Origin of the sequence: Oscillibacter sp. UBA6647 (assembly GCA_002455655.1) — a bacterium.
In the GTDB taxonomy this organism is placed as follows: domain Bacteria; phylum Bacillota; class Clostridia; order Oscillospirales; family Oscillospiraceae; genus Oscillibacter.
Genome location: DKLF01000009.1, coordinates 1 through 14,720, shown reverse-complemented (window position 1 = coordinate 14,720; position 14,720 = coordinate 1). Strand labels below are relative to the sequence as shown.

The 14,720-nt window shown below is 59.6% G+C and carries 23 protein-coding genes; all 23 read left to right on the top strand.

The window, feature by feature from the left end; all coding sequences use genetic code 11:
- The first annotated feature begins 266 nt into the window (after positions 1-266).
- The 23 genes from B2W96_RS00790 (at position 267) to B2W96_RS00680 (ending at position 14,680) form a co-directional block, all read left to right on the top strand.
- The gene (locus tag B2W96_RS00790; RefSeq protein ID WP_293007573.1) at positions 267-737 is read left to right on the top strand and encodes a terminase small subunit; all 471 of its coding nucleotides are present in this window, start codon (positions 267-269) and stop codon (positions 735-737) included.
- The gene (locus B2W96_RS00785; protein WP_293007571.1) at positions 715-1,959 is read left to right on the top strand and encodes a PBSX family phage terminase large subunit; all 1,245 of its coding nucleotides are present in this window, start codon (positions 715-717) and stop codon (positions 1,957-1,959) included. The genes B2W96_RS00790 and B2W96_RS00785 overlap by 23 nt, the downstream gene beginning before the upstream one ends.
- Before the next feature lie 19 nt (positions 1,960-1,978).
- A complete protein-coding gene (locus B2W96_RS00780) occupies positions 1,979-3,142 on the top strand; it encodes a serine/threonine protein phosphatase (protein ID WP_293007569.1) in 1,164 nt (387 codons plus the stop codon).
- 47 nt (positions 3,143-3,189) lie between these two features.
- Complete coding sequence (locus B2W96_RS00775) at positions 3,190-4,113, top strand: hypothetical protein (protein ID WP_293007567.1); 924 nt, start codon at positions 3,190-3,192, stop codon at positions 4,111-4,113.
- Positions 4,114-4,220: 107 nt separating this feature from the next.
- Positions 4,221-4,565 (top strand): hypothetical protein, encoded by a 345-nt coding sequence (locus B2W96_RS00770; protein WP_293007565.1) that lies wholly within the window; start codon positions 4,221-4,223, stop codon positions 4,563-4,565.
- Between the two features lie 15 nt (positions 4,566-4,580).
- On the top strand, positions 4,581-5,612 hold the full coding sequence (locus tag B2W96_RS00765) for a phage major capsid protein (protein WP_293007563.1): 1,032 nt from the start codon (positions 4,581-4,583) through the stop codon (positions 5,610-5,612).
- Positions 5,613-5,653: 41 nt separating this feature from the next.
- Entirely contained in the window at positions 5,654-6,001 is a 348-nt protein-coding gene (locus tag B2W96_RS00760; protein WP_293007561.1) for a hypothetical protein, read from the top strand.
- A complete protein-coding gene (locus B2W96_RS00755; RefSeq protein WP_293007559.1) occupies positions 5,998-6,306 on the top strand; it encodes a hypothetical protein in 309 nt (102 codons plus the stop codon). Before B2W96_RS00760 ends, B2W96_RS00755 begins: the two co-directional genes overlap by 4 nt.
- Entirely contained in the window at positions 6,303-6,794 is a 492-nt protein-coding gene (locus B2W96_RS00750) for a hypothetical protein (RefSeq protein WP_293007557.1), read from the top strand. Before B2W96_RS00755 ends, B2W96_RS00750 begins: the two co-directional genes overlap by 4 nt.
- Positions 6,791-7,855, top strand: a complete 1,065-nt coding sequence (locus B2W96_RS00745; protein ID WP_293007555.1) for a phage tail sheath subtilisin-like domain-containing protein — start codon at positions 6,791-6,793, stop codon at positions 7,853-7,855. Before B2W96_RS00750 ends, B2W96_RS00745 begins: the two co-directional genes overlap by 4 nt.
- Positions 7,856-7,889: 34 nt before the next feature.
- Positions 7,890-8,279, top strand: coding sequence for a hypothetical protein (locus tag B2W96_RS00740; RefSeq protein WP_293007553.1), 390 nt, complete (start codon positions 7,890-7,892; stop codon positions 8,277-8,279).
- The gene (locus B2W96_RS00735; RefSeq protein ID WP_293007551.1) at positions 8,276-8,590 is read left to right on the top strand and encodes a hypothetical protein; all 315 of its coding nucleotides are present in this window, start codon (positions 8,276-8,278) and stop codon (positions 8,588-8,590) included. The genes B2W96_RS00740 and B2W96_RS00735 overlap by 4 nt, the downstream gene beginning before the upstream one ends.
- The gene (locus B2W96_RS00730) at positions 8,587-9,207 is read left to right on the top strand and encodes a hypothetical protein (RefSeq protein ID WP_293007549.1); all 621 of its coding nucleotides are present in this window, start codon (positions 8,587-8,589) and stop codon (positions 9,205-9,207) included. Before B2W96_RS00735 ends, B2W96_RS00730 begins: the two co-directional genes overlap by 4 nt.
- 20 nt (positions 9,208-9,227) lie before the next feature.
- The gene (locus B2W96_RS00725) at positions 9,228-9,803 is read left to right on the top strand and encodes a LysM peptidoglycan-binding domain-containing protein (protein ID WP_293007547.1); all 576 of its coding nucleotides are present in this window, start codon (positions 9,228-9,230) and stop codon (positions 9,801-9,803) included.
- Positions 9,800-10,741, top strand: coding sequence for a hypothetical protein (locus B2W96_RS00720; RefSeq protein ID WP_293007545.1), 942 nt, complete (start codon positions 9,800-9,802; stop codon positions 10,739-10,741). The genes B2W96_RS00725 and B2W96_RS00720 overlap by 4 nt, the downstream gene beginning before the upstream one ends.
- 25 nt (positions 10,742-10,766) lie before the next feature.
- Positions 10,767-11,189: a hypothetical protein gene (locus tag B2W96_RS00715; RefSeq protein WP_293007543.1), complete on the top strand. Its 423-nt coding sequence runs from the start codon at positions 10,767-10,769 to the stop codon at positions 11,187-11,189.
- Positions 11,186-11,524: a hypothetical protein gene (locus B2W96_RS00710; RefSeq protein WP_293007541.1), complete on the top strand. Its 339-nt coding sequence runs from the start codon at positions 11,186-11,188 to the stop codon at positions 11,522-11,524. Before B2W96_RS00715 ends, B2W96_RS00710 begins: the two co-directional genes overlap by 4 nt.
- Before the next feature lie 10 nt (positions 11,525-11,534).
- Positions 11,535-12,593: a baseplate J/gp47 family protein gene (locus tag B2W96_RS00705; protein ID WP_293007539.1), complete on the top strand. Its 1,059-nt coding sequence runs from the start codon at positions 11,535-11,537 to the stop codon at positions 12,591-12,593.
- 1 nt (position 12,594) lies between these two features.
- Positions 12,595-13,161 carry a hypothetical protein gene (locus B2W96_RS00700; RefSeq protein ID WP_293007537.1) on the top strand — a complete coding sequence of 189 codons (567 nt, stop codon included), beginning with the start codon at positions 12,595-12,597 and terminating at the stop codon, positions 13,159-13,161.
- Position 13,162: 1 nt separating this feature from the next.
- Entirely contained in the window at positions 13,163-13,459 is a 297-nt protein-coding gene (locus tag B2W96_RS00695; protein WP_293007535.1) for a hypothetical protein, read from the top strand.
- Positions 13,456-13,722 carry a hypothetical protein gene (locus tag B2W96_RS00690; RefSeq protein WP_293007533.1) on the top strand — a complete coding sequence of 89 codons (267 nt, stop codon included), beginning with the start codon at positions 13,456-13,458 and terminating at the stop codon, positions 13,720-13,722. Before B2W96_RS00695 ends, B2W96_RS00690 begins: the two co-directional genes overlap by 4 nt.
- A 14-nt stretch (positions 13,723-13,736) precedes the next feature.
- The gene (locus B2W96_RS00685) at positions 13,737-13,988 is read left to right on the top strand and encodes a hypothetical protein (protein WP_293007531.1); all 252 of its coding nucleotides are present in this window, start codon (positions 13,737-13,739) and stop codon (positions 13,986-13,988) included.
- Between the two features lie 74 nt (positions 13,989-14,062).
- Entirely contained in the window at positions 14,063-14,680 is a 618-nt protein-coding gene (locus tag B2W96_RS00680; protein ID WP_293007529.1) for a CHAP domain-containing protein, read from the top strand.
- Positions 14,681-14,720 lie beyond the last annotated feature (40 nt).

The window sequence follows — 14,720 nt, the reverse complement described above, 5'->3', positions numbered from 1 at the left end:
GGTGTAACCTTTGCCTTCGATTTGACGCTGGCGGGAATCGGGTTGGTGGGGGCGCTGTCCTATATCTTTTTTACCGGGTAATGTCTGCACGGGAACAGAATAAAAACGGGCGGGAAGCTGATGGCTTCCCGCCCGTTTTTTCATTCATGCGGCGGTGCCGCCCACTCCGCCGAAGGGCGGATATTTTTTGCAAATTTTCAAAGATGTACGCGGACGTGCAAATTTGGGGCAATGGGGGGACTGGTATAGAAGAGCGAGGTGATTGGATGGGAAAGAAACTGACGGGCGCGGAGCGGGATCGGTTTTGCCGGGAATTTCTGATCTCCATGGATCCAAACCGGGCGGCAAAAAGCATTGGGAGGGCTGATGGCTACGCGCTGCTGCGGAAAAGCGAGGTGTCCGAGCGGCTGAAATGGATGCGGCGGATGGAGCTGCCCACCCGGCAGGACATTTTACGGCGGCTGGGGCAGATGGCGTTTGGACGGGTGTCCGACGCGGCAAAGCTGGCAAGCCGGGAGCTGGTGGAGGCAGGAGAACTGGATTTATCCGATGTGGCGGAGCTGAAAATTACGGACAAGGGAGCGGAAATGAAGCTCATCGACCGGGTGCAGGCACTGGAGACGCTATGGGGCCTTTTGGAGGAAGGCGGCGAGGACGGTATGGAGCGGTTTTTGCAGGCCCTGAAGACCGAGGATGAGAAGGAGGGGCCCGGACGTGGAGACGGTGCGGTTCTCTGAGAAGCAGCGGCGGGCGCTGCGGTGGTGGCAGACGGACGGAGGGAAGTACGACGCGGTAATTTGCGACGGAGCGGTTCGCAGCGGGAAGACTTTTTCCATGGGGCTGTCCTTCTTCCTGTGGGCTCAGAGCAGCTTTGATGGGCAGCAATTCGGCGTGTGCGGGAAGACAATTCTCTCACTGAGGAGAAACGTGCTGGGGGAAATTGTGCCGGAGCTGAGGAAGCTTGGGATGCAGTGCACGGAAAAGCGGTCGGAAAATTTGCTGGTGGTGCGCAGCGGGAAGCGGCGGAACAAATTTTACTTATTCGGTGGAAAAGATGAATCCAGCGCGGCACTGATTCAGGGAAGCACCTTTGCCGGAGTATTGCTGGATGAAGTGGCGCTGATGCCCCGCTCTTTTGTGGAGCAGGCCTGCGCCCGGTGTTCCATAGTGGGAAGCAAGCTGTGGATGGATTGCAACCCGGAAGGCCCCGGGCATTGGTTCTATCGGGAGTGGATTTGCAAGGCGGAGGAGAAGCGAGCGTTGTATCTCCACTTTACCATGGAGGACAATCCGGCGCTGTCGGCGGAGGTCAAGCAGCGGTATCGGAGCTGTTACAGCGGAATTTTCTACCGGCGGTTCGTGCTGGGGGAATGGGCCGCGGCCCAAGGGCTGGTATACGACTTCTTTGACCGGGAGAAGTTTTGCCGGAACGCGCCGGAGGAAGAGCCGGAGCGGTGGCGCATATCCGTGGATTACGGGACGGCAAACCCCGCGTCCTTTGGGCTGTGGGGCCTGTGGGACGACGTATGGTTTCGGGTGAAGGAATATTACTACAACTCCCGGGCGGAGGGACGGCAGAAAACCGATGCGGAGTATGTGGAGGATTTACGGAAGCTGGCGGGGGAGCGGCGGATTGAGACGGTGGTGGTTGACCCGTCGGCGGCCAGCTTTATCGCGGCGCTGCGGCAGGCGGGATACGACGTTGAAAAGGCAAATAACGATGTGCTGGACGGCATCCGCACCACAGCGGACGCGCTGAAGAGCGGGAGAATCGTGATTTGCGAAAGCTGTGAGGACTGCTTGCGGGAGATGGAAGCCTATTGCTGGGAACCGGGAGGCAAAGACGCGCCAAAGAAGGAAAACGACCACGCCATGGACGATCTTAGATATTTTGTCATGAGTCTGGCAAAGCCGCGGAGCGGCGGCTTCGCGGCGACGTGGGTGGAGCGGGAAGCGTAAAAATGCGGGAGGAGCGAGGATGAGATTCGGAAAGAGGAAACAAGTGCCGGGAAAGACTGCCACTGCGGTACAACTGCGAAACGCGGAGCGGCATCCCTTTGGCGTGCTGGACGGGTATGTGCCCCTGCGAGGCGGTGAGCTGCGGCTGTATCGAGCGATCCGGGAGGGCGTTCCGGTGGTGGATGCGGCGGTTTACAAGCTGATTCGGATGACCGGAGGCGTGGATGTAAAGTGCGCGGACGCGGCGGCGCAGCGGGCGCTGCGGGAATTTTTGCGGACAGTGCCAACAGGGCGCGGGCAGCGGGGCATCAACGCATTTTTGGAGTGCTATCTGGATTCACTTTTGACCTGCGGGCGGGCCATTGGTGAAATTGTGACAGTGGGAAACGGCCGGGAAATCGGGGCGCTGTTGTGCGGCCGGGCGGAAGACCTGGAAATTTACGAGGGGGACAATCCGCTGGATTTTCAGCTCTGCGGAGCGGATGAGCACGGGAGAATAAGTCCGCTGCCCCGGCAGGAGCTGCTGCTGTTCACCCCCTTTAACCCGGAGACGGAGAACCCTTATGGGGTGTCGCTTTTGCGATCCATGCCATTTCTGACGGATATCCTGATGAAGATTTACCACACTGTGGGAGTCAACTGGGAGCGGTGCGGCAATGTGCGGTTTGCGGTGACCTGTAAGCCCGGAGAGGACGGAAGGGGACAGGCGGAGGAGCGCAGCCGGCAATTGGCGGAGGAGTGGTCTGCCGCTATGCAGGACGCAAAAAGCGGCCGTGTGCGGGATTTTGTGGCGGTGGGCGATGTGGAAATCAAAGCCATCGGCGCGGATGAGCAGATTTTAGACAGCGAGGTGCCGGTGCGGCAGATTTTGGAGCAGATTGTGGCCAAGACGGGGATCCCTCCGTTTATGCTGGGGCTGAGCTGGAATTCTACCGAGCGAATGAGCGCCCAACAGGCAGATATGCTGACCACCGAGGTAGCCGCCATCCGGCGGACGCTGAATCCCGCTGTGGAGAGAATTTGCAGTCTGTGGTTGCGGATGCACGGCTACGGATGCGGATTTGAGACGGTTTGGGAGGATGTCAATTTGCAGGACGAGGTGGAAGACGCCCGGGCGGCACTATATCTGGAGCAGGCACGGAAGCTGAGAATCGAGAACGACGCGGCGGAGAAACAGGCGTGACGCAGTGGGCGATTAGTTTACATAATAGTTAAAAAAGGGGCGAGAAAATGGACGTGCGAAAGGACGCAGGAACGGCGGAGCGGTGGGCGGCCGGAGAGGATGACATGGGTCTGATTAACCGCTTTTCCAAAGGGACACTGACGGCGGAACAGATATACACCTTTGCGGTGCGGCTGTGCGACAACGAGGTGGACCGGGACTTTGAGCGGTTTGACGAGGCAGCGCTGAACGCGCTGGGAGATTTGTTTGTGGGGAAAAGCGGCGTGTTTGACCACCAGTGGTCCGCGCTGGGGCAGACGGCCCGGATTTATCGGACGGAGCTGGTGCGCGAGGCAGGCCGCAGCACGGCGGCGGGAGACGGCTACTGCTATCTCAAGGCGTGGGCCTATCTGATGAAGACCGGGAAAAACGCGGACCTGATTGCGGAGATTGAGGGCGGCATTAAAAAGGAAGTATCTGTTGGGTGCGCGGTGGGGCAGAGTGTTTGCTCCGTATGCGGCGAGGAAAGCGGAAGCTGCCAGCACCAGAAGGGACAGAGCTATGGCGGGAAGCTGTGTTACGTGGAGCTTCGGGAGCCCAAGGACGCCTATGAGTGGTCCTTTGTGGCGGTGCCTGCACAGAGAGAGGCGGGCGTGATGAAGCGCTTCGGCGGTCAGTCGGGCACGGAGTTGGAGCAGTATGTGGGACAACGGAAGGAATTTCAGGAGGCTTGGGACACCCTGCGCAAGCAGGCGGAGCTGGGGCGGAATTACCTTTTGGGGCTGCGCCGGGAGGTGGTGCGGCTGGCGCTGGTGAGCGACGAGGCTTTGGACGGAACGGTGTTTCAGTCCATCGCGGACAAGCTGGAGGAGGCGGAGCTGCTGGAGCTGAAAAAAGTCTATGAGGCACGGGCGGAAAAGGTGTTTTCCGTGCAGCTTCGCCGGGCGGACCGGGGCGCGGAGCGGGGAGACGGCGAACTGTTTCGGGTGTGACGCGATCCCCGCGACATTAGGAAAGGGCCGGAAAGCGATGGCGGCGACGGATATATCAGGCGGCTTTTTGGTGTTTTCAGGGTAGATAAATTTTGAGGAGGAGCACAATGAACATTTCTTTTGAGGGAATCGGACAGTGGGCGGCAACCTTTTCCTGCACTGAGGTGCGGGAAGGCGAAATGGTGAAGGTCAGCGGAAGCGGAGCCGTCGGCTTTTGCGGCGAGGGGGAGGACTTCTGCGGACAGGTGATTTCCATGGGCAAGGGCGGCGACGCCTGTGCGGTGCAGCTTGGCGGGTTTGTCACCGCCGGTTACACGGGAAGCACGCCGGGTTTGGGTTGGTGCGGTCTGAGCGGAGACGGTGACGGCGGCGTAAAGGCGGACGCAGAGGGGCGGCAGTATCTGGTGGCAGAGGTGGACGCGTCGGCGGGCACTGTCACCTTCGCACTTTAAGAAGGAGGAAGAAGTATGGCTTATCATTACGAGAACATCAAGCTGGAAAAAGGTATGTACGGCAGAGCGGGCAGCAGCTTTTCCAAAACGCTGGAGGAGCTGGATCCCAGTGAAAATTACAGAGAAACCCCGGCGGAAGGGCTGGACGCGTTTCAGCGCCAGCTCAAGCGCTTTGACATCAAGGTGAAGGGCGCGGGCAGCGATATGGTGGAGAAATTTTTCAAGACCAGCGATTCCGCCGTGCTGTTCCCGGAGTTTGTCTCCCGCGTGGTGCGTCAGGGCATGGAGGAAGAGAGCATTCTGCCCTCCATCACCGCCACGGTGACTAATTTTGAGGGAATGGACTATCGCTCTATTGCCTCCGTGCCCACGGAGAAGGAAAAAGAGCTCAAGCGCGTGGAGGAGGGCGGCGCGATTCCCGCTACCACCATTCGGACGCAGGAAAATCTGGTGCGGCTGCACAAGCGGGGCAGGATGCTGGTGGCTTCCTACGAGGCAATCCGGTTTCAGCGGTTGGACCTGTTTTCCGTGACGCTGCGCCAGATTGGCGCTTACATCGGCAGAATGCATTTGCAGGACGCCATCCGGGTGCTGTGCGACGGCGACGGGAACAAAAATCCGGCGAAGACTTACAGCATCGGCACGGAGCCCATTTCCGGGACCAAGGGAACGCTGAGCTATGACGCGCTGCTGGAATTCTGGAGCCAGTTCGATCCCTACACCATGAACACCATTCTGGTGGGCGGGGACGTGATGCTGAAGCTTCTGAAGCTGAGCGAGTTCCAAAATCCCCTGACCGGTTTGAATTTTCAGGGGACCGGCACGCTGACCACCCCTCTGGGCGCGACGCTGCTGAGAACCAGCGCCATGCCCGCAGGCAGGCTGATTGGCCTTGACAAGGGCTACGCCTTGGAGCAGATTTGCGCCGGAGACGTGTTGGTGGAGTATGACAAGCTGATTGATCGGCAGATGGAGCGGGCGGCCATTACCTCTATTTCCGGGTTTGCGAAGCTGTTTACCGAAGCGAGCCGGGTGCTGGAGATCTGATAAACTCCATTGCGAAAGCAGCAGAGAAGGGAGACGCGAGAATGCAGGAGGAAATTTTAACGCTGGCGAGGACCCTTGCCAGCGCGGGAGAGGATGAAGAAACGGCGCTGGCGCTGCTGTGCAAGGCGGCTGAGAAGGCGTGGAAAGGAAGACTCCGGGAAGGCGTCGAGCCGGAGGAATGCCGAGAGGCATTCCTCTGTGCGGCGGCACTTTTTGCAGCGGCGGGCCTGTCGGCGAGCCGGAGCGGCATGCAGTTTACGGCGGGGGATGTGTCCGTGACGGAGCCGGAGGGCGGCAAGAACGCGGAGGTCCTGCGCCGGGAGGCGGAGCGGCTGATGGAGCCTTATGTGACGGCGGCGGAGTTCCGCTTTCGGGGGGTGCGGGGATGACGGGACGGTTGGACCGCATCTTCCAAAAATACGGACAGGCGGTGACGGTGAACGGCACAGCGGCACGGGCGTTTTTTCAGCCCGCAAGAAAATCGGAAAAAGACGCGCCGTTTGAGGTCACTTCTCTGGGAACTGTGGATGACCGGCGGTGGACCTATCTTGGCAGAACAAAGGCAGGACTGGGGGACCGAGTGGAATTTCAGGGGAGGACCTATACGGTGCGCAACTGCGAGGAAATACGCCTGAGGGACGAAACCGTTTGCTGGTGGGCCGTTCTGACGGCGCGGAGAAAGGCGGCGGAATGAACGGACTGAATCAGGTGCGGGACGCGGTGATCAACGCTCTGAAGGGTGCGGGAATTGCGGCGATGTCCGCCTATGAAGGCGCGGCAAAGGAGTATGAAGGGCCGGTGGCATCTGTGGACGTGGCAGCGGCGGAGGGAAAATCCGTGGGGCTGAGCGGATATCTCGGTGAAAAGTGGGACGAAAACACGGGAAGCGTTCGAGAGCTGTACGGAATGCAGATGGATGTGACGATTTCCCTCGGCGTGCGGGCGGCGGAGGCGAGTGACTGCGAGACGGCCATGGAAATTGCCGCCGGTGCGCTGATGGAAAAGCTGCCCGCGGGGCTTAAGCTGGAGAAGATGAGCTGGAACGGCATTGCGTGGGACAAAGCAACCGGAATGTTTTTACGGAAGGGGAGCGCGGCTTGCAGGGCTGTGTTCCTGGCGGAGGACTCCGGCGACACGGAGACTTTGCTGGACTTTATTCTGAAAGGGACGATCAAAAAATGAACATGACAAAGCATGAGCGGCCGGGGGTGTATTCCTCTTATGACGCGTCATCCGTGGTATCCGCCGGTGGCGGGACCAAGACCGTGGGCGTGGCCGCGAGAGCGGCCAAGGGCAAGGAGAACTCGGTGGTGACGCTGACGGGGTATTCTGAGGGCATCGGGGCATTCGGTGAGGACACGGGCACAGCCGGAATGAGTGCAATTCTGCGGCTGCTGTTTTTAAATGGCGTGTCCAAGGTGGCGGCGGTCCGGGTGGCGGACGGCGGGACGGTTTCGGACTATACGGCGGGGTTTGAAGCGCTGGGCGGCGTAGAGGACGTGCGCATCATGGTATGCGACAGCACGAACGCTGCGGTACACCAGGCGCTGCGCACCGCGGTGGAAACCTCGTCTGCGGGGCGCAGAGAGCGGATCGCGGTGGTGGGAGCCGGCGGAGAGACTGCAGCGGACCTAGCGGCCCACGCGGCGGAGCTGAACAGTGAGCGGATGGTGCTGACCGGGCCGGAGGGAATGGCGGGTGAGGGTACGCCTTCGAGCGTGCTGTGTGCGGCGGCGATGGCAGGCGCCATGGCCGGGGGAAGCGACCCGGCGGCCCCCCTAAACGGGGCGGCGCTGTATGGGTTGAGCGGACTGAGCGCGGCTTACGGAGATAACGACATTGACGCGTTGGTGCGGGGCGGTGTGACGCCGCTGGAAAGCGTGGCGGGAGTGATTTCCCCGGTGCGGTGCGTGACCACCAGAACCACCACGGACGGAGCGGCAGACGCCACTTGGCGGGAACTGAGCACCATCCGGATTGTGGACGATGTAATTCCGGCGGTACGTTCCTCGCTGCGCAGCAAATTTTCCCGCACCAAAAACACGGCGCAGAATCGGGGGGCCATCCGTTCGCAGGTAATTGTGGAACTGGAAAAAAAGCTGGCGGCGGAGATCATTGACAGCTATGGCGAGGTACGGGTGAGCGTATCTGCGGACGAGCCCACCGTATGTCTGGTGGAATTCAGCTTTGCCGTGGCCCACGGGCTGAACCAGATTTATCTGACGGCCCACATCACGGTGTGAGCGGAAAACAAATATCTGAAAAGGAGCAAAAGCCATGGAGGTTATGGGATTTCCCACCAGCGCGGACATTTATCTGGAGCTGAACGGAAAAAAGGTGGCGGTGGTGCAGAGCTACACCGCCAAGGCCAGCAAGACCAGCAAAAACGTGGAGGCATTTGGAGAGCGGGAGCCGGTGGGGACCATCGGGGGACAAAGCAAGTATACGTTGGAGCTGACCCGCCTGTACGCCACCGACGACGCGATTTCCGACGGAATCAATTTTTACGAGCTCAGCGATTTTTCGCTGGTGATCTGTAAGCCGGACCGGAAGATCATCTACTCGGGCTGTCAGTGGAGCACGATCTCTGAACAGGGCGAGCTGGACGCCATGGTAGCGGAAAAAATTACCGTGGTGGCCTCCCGGCGCATTGAAATAACGGCATGAAAACGGCGCCGGACAGACTGATGCCGCTTTCGGCGGGACGGCTGCTGGGCATTTGGCGGGATGTAGCCGCACAAGAAGAAAACGAGACGGTACGAGGGCTTTTGTGCAATGCCCATGTATTGGCGGAAAGCTGCTTCCTTGGGGAAGAGCGGCTGTTTGAAAGCGCGGAGGCGATTTTAGAGGAGCTGACGGCAGGAGAGATGGAGACGCTTGTGCGGCGGCTGGCAGAGGCGGAAACTGCTATGCCCGCCGGAGTAAACGCCGGGTTTGACCCGGAACGGTTTCGGGCAATGCGGGGAGAGCGGGCATGAATTACATAGAAGAAGCGCTGCGGCGGCAGGCAGCAATATTTGGCCTTTTGCTGGGCGGCGGGCAGCGGCGAAAGGAAGACGAGGAGAAACAGGCCGAGAGAAACGGGGAGACAGAGGCGGAGAGCGGCGGAGACGGCGCTCTCCGGCTCCGCTCCTTCGATGAGGGATCGGAAGAAAGACCGGGCTCGCCGGGAGAAATGGCGGCATGGAATCGGTTGCTGGCACGACGCAGGGAAGGGCGGCTTCATCAGGCGGCGGGGATGCGGGAGATGACAGTTACGGAAATTCCCTCAGCGGGGAGCATGGGAGCGGAGAGCCCGTTTATGGAAAGTGGGCTGGCAGACACTGCGCAGCTGAACGCTGAAAAGAATGCGGTTTGGAAGAGAAACAGCATCGGCGCGGGACAAGGGTTCGGCGGAGCTGAACTGATTTTCCCGGAGGAGTTCTTCGAGGATAGGGGGACTCATGATGGAACTGCGGGGACCGTTCCGGTGGCGGACGGCGGAGTGTCTGCCGGGACCATGCTTGTAGTGGACGGGGGAATGTCCGCCGGAGAGTTGTCCCGGGCGTTTCAGCGGGACGCAAGACGGTATGACGGCGGGTATCCGCTGTATTAAGACAGGAGAGGTGAGATGGCGTGGAACTGACGCCGATGCGGTATAAGGACTATGTATGGCCCCACAACCCGGAGACATATTCCGTCACATGGCAGAGAAAAATTGCGGTGCACAAGGTGCCCTTCGGGAAGTACTGCATGCAGGAGTTGGGACCGGGGCACCGGGTGATGCGGGGACAGGGCGCGTTTATGGGAGCGAACGCCTATCAGGAATTTCAAAAGCTGGCGGCGGTATTTGAGCGGGATGGGCCGGGGCTGCTGGTGCATCCCGTCTGGCAGGCGGCGGAGGCATATTTTGTGTCTTTGCAGCTAACGGAGGAGCCACAGCCGGATTTTGTGGGATATGCATTTGAGTTTTGGGAGGATTGCCGACAGAACGCATCTCTCACGGCGGCGGCCACCGCTGCGGAGAGTACCGGCGCGGGGGAGACGGGAAAGAGCGCGGACTCCGCCGTATGGTACACGGTGAAAAAGGGGGACACGCTGTGGGGAATTGCAAAGCGGTACGGCGTGACGCTTCAGAGCCTGATTACAGCAAATCCCCAGATTAAAAATCCAAATCTCATCTACGCGGGAAATCAGGTGCGGGTGAAATGACGGGAAGGATTACGATGTGCAACCACGGAATGTTTGATTTACCTGCGCTGCTGACCTGGGATGTATGCTATACGGGTACTGTGCCCTGCGACAGCTTTGCAGTGACGTGTCTTTACACGGCGGAAATGGAGCCGGTGCTGCAACAGGCGGCGGGGTTTACGCTGATGGACGGGGAAGCCGTGCTGCTGCGGGGCATTGTGGATGAATACGAGATTCGCCAGACGGAGGAGGGCCTCAGCGCGCTGGTTGCGGGACGGGGGTATGCCGCCCGGTTGCTGGACAACGAGGCCCGGGCCGCAGCCTATCAGGGGGCAACGCTTGAGGAAATCGTCAGAAACCATGTGACGCCCTACGGGATTCCCTGCGACAAAACGGCAAGCCTCAGCAGCGGCGGGGAAATGTACACCGTGGCGGCTGGAAGCAGCCAGTGGAAAGCGCTGGAGGACTTTTGCAGGACCTATGGCTACTTTGCGCCAAGCCTTGACCGGTTTGGACGGCTGTGGGCGGACAAGGAGAAAATGGGAAAGACGTTTGAAATTACGGATTCATCAAACGTTTTATCGCTTGTAAAACGGGAAGATCACTATGGTGTGTTGTCGGAAATATTGGTAATCGACAAGACGAGAAACCAGACGTACAGCGTGCGAAACGAGGAGCGGATTGCCCGGGGAGGGCAGTGCCGCCGGGTTTTGTATACGCCGGGACAGAGCACTTGGGCCAAAATGCGGTATACCGGAGAGTATCAGATTGCAAAGTCCAAAGAGGACGAGATTTCCGTGGAGGTGACGCTGGCGGGGGGCTTTCTGGCGTTTCCCGGCGATGTGGCGGTTTTAAGGCTGGCGCGGATGGGACTGGCGGGGACCTATCGCGTGGTGGAGGCCAGAACCCGGGCCGACGGTGGCGGAGAATCCGTTACACTGACGCTGCGTGAGAAATGACCCGGAGGGAGAGGAGAAAAAAGCGATGTGGTTATCAAAGCAGACAAAGCCGGGGGTATCCGCGTCTGGGGCTGATCTGGGCGTGACAAGTATTTCGGGAGAAAGTGCGGGCGTGGTCACCAGAGGCGAGGTGCGGGCGCTCCCGGTTTACGGGCCGGGAGGATATGCGTGGCGGCCTGCTGCGGGAGAGACGGTGCTGGTCATCAAGGGTGGAACCGGAGGGGAGGAGTCCTGCGTGGCGGGTGCGAAGCAGACGGTCGCACCCGCCGGTCTTCGGCCCGGCGAGGTATACATTCACGCCGAAGGCGGAAGCGTATACCTCAAAAACGACGGGACGGTGGAGCTGCGGGGCAGAATCCTTCTGACGGGGCAGGTGGAGGTAACCGGGGCGCTGCGCATAAACGGCGAGATCTACAAGTCCTGCACATGCGGAGGAGAATCGGAATGACGGAGCTGAAAATCAATGGCGGAGACTATGTGGCCGACGGCGTAGGCGGAACGGTTCGGGTAAAGGGCCGGGACGCGCTGCTGCAAAGAGTGCTGTTCAGGCTGACGGCAAGGCGGGGCAGGTTTCCGTTTTTGGAGGACTTGGGTAGCACATTGTACGCGCTGGGAGGCGAAGCCCCTTCTCACAGGCAAAGTGCCGCGGAAGCGGCGGTGGCACAGGCGCTGGCGGAGGAAAAAAATCTGCGTGTGGAGCAGGTGGGGCTGGAGGGCGAACATCTCACGGTGCGGATAAACTATGAGGGGGAGGAACTGAATCTGCAGCTTACGGTGCGGTGACAGAAAAAACATGAGAACAACGGATGAAATTTATCAGGAGCTGCTCTCGGCGTTTCGGGAGCGGTCTGGTTACGGCGCGGAGGACACCTGTGATCTGGCAGTACGGCTGTATGCGGTGGCGGCGCAGGTGCAGGCGCTGGAATGTCAGGCGGACTGGGTGCTGAATCAAAGTTTTCCACAGACCGCCCAAGGTGCTTATCTGGACGACCACGCGGCCATGCGGGGGATTGCCCGTCAGGCGGCGACGCGGGCGGCGGGGACATTGCGGTTTTCTGTGGAGGAGGCGCCGCTGCAGGATTTGAGCATCCCTATGGGAAGCGTGTGCATGACGGAGGGCGGGATGCGATTTCAGACCACCCGGGCGGCAGTGCTGGCGGCGGGGGCGCTGACGACGGACGTGCCCGCAGAAGCGCTGGAATCTGGAAGCGGCGGCAATGCCGCGGCGTGGAGCATAACGGTGCTGGCGGCATGTCCCATGGGAATTACCGGATGCACAAATCCGGCGGCATTTTCCGGCGGGGCGGACGCAGAAAGCGACGAAGCTCTCCGCACAAGGGTGCTGGACAGCTTTGAGCGGCTGCCAAACGGGGCCAACGCCGCCTTTTACGAGGAACAGGCACTCCGGCATCAGGGCGTAGCCGCGGCGGTAGCGGTGGGCCGGGCGAGAGGTATTGGCACGGTGGATGTGTACGTTGCAAAATCTTCGGGGGCGCCGGACGCGGCGCTGCTGCGAGCGGTGGAAGCCGATTTGCAGGCAAAGAGGGAGATTGCCGTGGATGTACGTGTGCTGGCCCCGGAGGAGAGCCGTTTAAATGTCACGGTGGAACTGGACGTGGGTGAGAATGGGAACTTTGCGGCGGTAAAAAGCGCGGTGGAACAGGCAATTGTCGGATGGCTCACAGGAAAGCTGCTGGGAAAGCCCATTCTGCTGGCAGAGCTTGGTCGGCTGATCTACGCCGTGAGCGGTGTGAAAAACTATCATATTCTGTCTCCTTCCTCGGACAGGCAGGGAAGTGCCACGACCTTGTATATTCTCGGCGAGATGCGCGTGACGGAAATGGGGGCATGACATGGCGGGCTATGAATCGCATTTGAAAAATCTGCTGGCGCCTTTAGGCATATATGACCTTCGGGACGGGACGCTGAGCGAAAGTGAACTGTTTGCCCAAGGCGCGGGTCTGGATGAGTGTTCGGACCGTCTTGAATATATCGAGCGGGAGGCGCTGACGGGCACGGCGCAGGGAGAGGGACTGCTTCGCCGGGAAGAACTGTTTGCAAGGCGGCCTGCGGCAAACACCGTTGCCCTCCGGCGGAACGCCATTGCGGCACTGATGCAGATTGACGCGGACAGCTTTTCACTGGACGCAATCAACCGCACCATCAGCGGCTGCGGGATCAAGGCGCTGGCACAGGAGATGGGGGGAGGCCACATCCGGGTGATTTTCCCGGAGGTGGGGGGAATTCCGGAAGAATTTACGCAGATTCAAAAAATTGTGCTGGACATCATTCCCTGTCATCTGGAGACGGAGTTTTACTTCCGCTATATGCTCTGGTCGGAATGTGAGGACTATGGGTGGACATGGAGTGCGGTGGAGACAGCGGCACACACGTGGCACAGCTTTGAATTGGCGGTGTAATATGGAACAGGAGTGGAGCGGACGAATCACCGCACTGGAGGAGCGTGTATCTTCCAACATTCGACGGATCGGCGCGCTGGAGCAGAGTCAGGAGACGCTGCGGCGGCTGGCTACGGCGGTGGAGGTGCTGGCGACAAAGCAGGAGACGGTGGCCGACAGTGTAGCGCGGCTGGGAGAGAAAATGGATGCGCTGGAGCGGCGGCCGGGAAAACGGTGGGATGGACTGGTGGACAAAGTCCTCTTGATTCTGGCGGGGGCGTTTGTCACCTTCCTGCTGACGAGGGGAGGCTCTATATGAAGGGAAAATTGACGGCATCAAAAGTCATTGCGCTGGGTATTTTGAGCCTGGACGCAATCTGCACATGTGTGGTGCTGTATTTTTGCTATCTGGCGATCCGCAGCCAGTTTGCTGGGACGCTGCCATATCTCACTACGCTGATTGGAGCGCTGCAAGCGTCCACGGCGGTGGTGCTGGCGGCGTATTTTGGGAAGAGCAAGGCGGAGAACACCCGGGGCGGCATCATTTATGATGCGGCGATGGGAATGGACGAGGATTTCTGAGAGGGGAGAATTTTATGAAAGAATTGCTGAGAAAGCTTAGCTCGCGAAAGCTGTGGGCCGCTGTGGCGGGAATTGTCACAGGCCTTGCCATGGTATTTGGGCTGGATGAAAATGTGATTTCCACGGTAGCGGGAGCAGTGGTGGCAATTGCCTCGGTAACGACGTATATCGTTACCGAGGGCAGGGTGGACGCTGAAAGTGTTAAGCAGGCAGTAGACGCAACCCGGAACGCCGCGGACGCGTTGAAGAGCGCGGACAAAACATGACTGGGGCTGAAAAACTGCTGACCGTTGCACGGCGCGAGCTGGGAACGAAGGAATCCCCGGCTGGAAGTAACCAAGTGAAATACAACACGGCCTACTACGGAAGGGAGATGTCCGGAGACAGCTATCCGTGGTGTTGTGTATTTCTTTGGTGGTGCTTCCGGGAAGCGGGACTGAGCGGGCTGTTCTATGGCGGCGGCAAAACCGCCTCCAGCGGCGCTCTGGCAAATTGGGCCCGAAAAAATGGGCGGTTTGCGGAAAAAAACTATCAGCCTGGAGATCTGGTATTTTTCCAATTCAGTGGAACCGTTATTGAGCACATGGGCGTGGTGGAACGGGTAAACACCGACGGGAGTCTTGTGACGATTGAGGGAAATACCGGGACACTCAGTGACGCCAACGGCGGAGAGGTGCAGCGGAGGACACGGGCTGCGCGTTATGCGGTGGGGGCGCTTCGCCCCGAGTATGAGGAGGAAGAAATGACCCAAAACGACTTTGACACGATGATGAACGTATGGCTGCAAAAACGAGGGGAGCTGCCTCCCGGCGATTTCTCGGAGGAGGCCCGTGCATGGGCGGAGAAAAATGGGATTGTACTGGGCGCTGGCGACGGAACCTATCAGTATAAAAGCTGGTGCACCAGAGAGCAGATGCTGGTGTTTTTGCAGAGGTTTTTGAAGACGCTTAAACAGTAAGTTTTTCACCAAAAGCGCCCGCCGCCCATATGGGCGGCGG

Coding starts and splice junctions, on each gene's coding strand:
- B2W96_RS00790 (WP_293007573.1), top strand. CDS start 267: ATGGGAAAGAAACTGACGGGCGCGGAGCGGGATCGGTTTTGCCGGGAA.
- B2W96_RS00780 (WP_293007569.1), top strand. CDS start 1,979: ATGAGATTCGGAAAGAGGAAACAAGTGCCGGGAAAGACTGCCACTGCG.
- B2W96_RS00775 (WP_293007567.1), top strand. CDS start 3,190: ATGGACGTGCGAAAGGACGCAGGAACGGCGGAGCGGTGGGCGGCCGGA.
- B2W96_RS00770 (WP_293007565.1), top strand. CDS start 4,221: ATGAACATTTCTTTTGAGGGAATCGGACAGTGGGCGGCAACCTTTTCC.
- B2W96_RS00765 (WP_293007563.1), top strand. CDS start 4,581: ATGGCTTATCATTACGAGAACATCAAGCTGGAAAAAGGTATGTACGGC.
- B2W96_RS00760 (WP_293007561.1), top strand. CDS start 5,654: ATGCAGGAGGAAATTTTAACGCTGGCGAGGACCCTTGCCAGCGCGGGA.
- B2W96_RS00755 (WP_293007559.1), top strand. CDS start 5,998: ATGACGGGACGGTTGGACCGCATCTTCCAAAAATACGGACAGGCGGTG.
- B2W96_RS00750 (WP_293007557.1), top strand. CDS start 6,303: ATGAACGGACTGAATCAGGTGCGGGACGCGGTGATCAACGCTCTGAAG.
- B2W96_RS00745 (WP_293007555.1), top strand. CDS start 6,791: ATGAACATGACAAAGCATGAGCGGCCGGGGGTGTATTCCTCTTATGAC.
- B2W96_RS00740 (WP_293007553.1), top strand. CDS start 7,890: ATGGAGGTTATGGGATTTCCCACCAGCGCGGACATTTATCTGGAGCTG.
- B2W96_RS00735 (WP_293007551.1), top strand. CDS start 8,276: ATGAAAACGGCGCCGGACAGACTGATGCCGCTTTCGGCGGGACGGCTG.
- B2W96_RS00730 (WP_293007549.1), top strand. CDS start 8,587: ATGAATTACATAGAAGAAGCGCTGCGGCGGCAGGCAGCAATATTTGGC.
- B2W96_RS00720 (WP_293007545.1), top strand. CDS start 9,800: ATGACGGGAAGGATTACGATGTGCAACCACGGAATGTTTGATTTACCT.
- B2W96_RS00715 (WP_293007543.1), top strand. CDS start 10,767: ATGTGGTTATCAAAGCAGACAAAGCCGGGGGTATCCGCGTCTGGGGCT.
- B2W96_RS00710 (WP_293007541.1), top strand. CDS start 11,186: ATGACGGAGCTGAAAATCAATGGCGGAGACTATGTGGCCGACGGCGTA.
- B2W96_RS00705 (WP_293007539.1), top strand. CDS start 11,535: ATGAGAACAACGGATGAAATTTATCAGGAGCTGCTCTCGGCGTTTCGG.
- B2W96_RS00700 (WP_293007537.1), top strand. CDS start 12,595: ATGGCGGGCTATGAATCGCATTTGAAAAATCTGCTGGCGCCTTTAGGC.
- B2W96_RS00695 (WP_293007535.1), top strand. CDS start 13,163: ATGGAACAGGAGTGGAGCGGACGAATCACCGCACTGGAGGAGCGTGTA.
- B2W96_RS00690 (WP_293007533.1), top strand. CDS start 13,456: ATGAAGGGAAAATTGACGGCATCAAAAGTCATTGCGCTGGGTATTTTG.
- B2W96_RS00685 (WP_293007531.1), top strand. CDS start 13,737: ATGAAAGAATTGCTGAGAAAGCTTAGCTCGCGAAAGCTGTGGGCCGCT.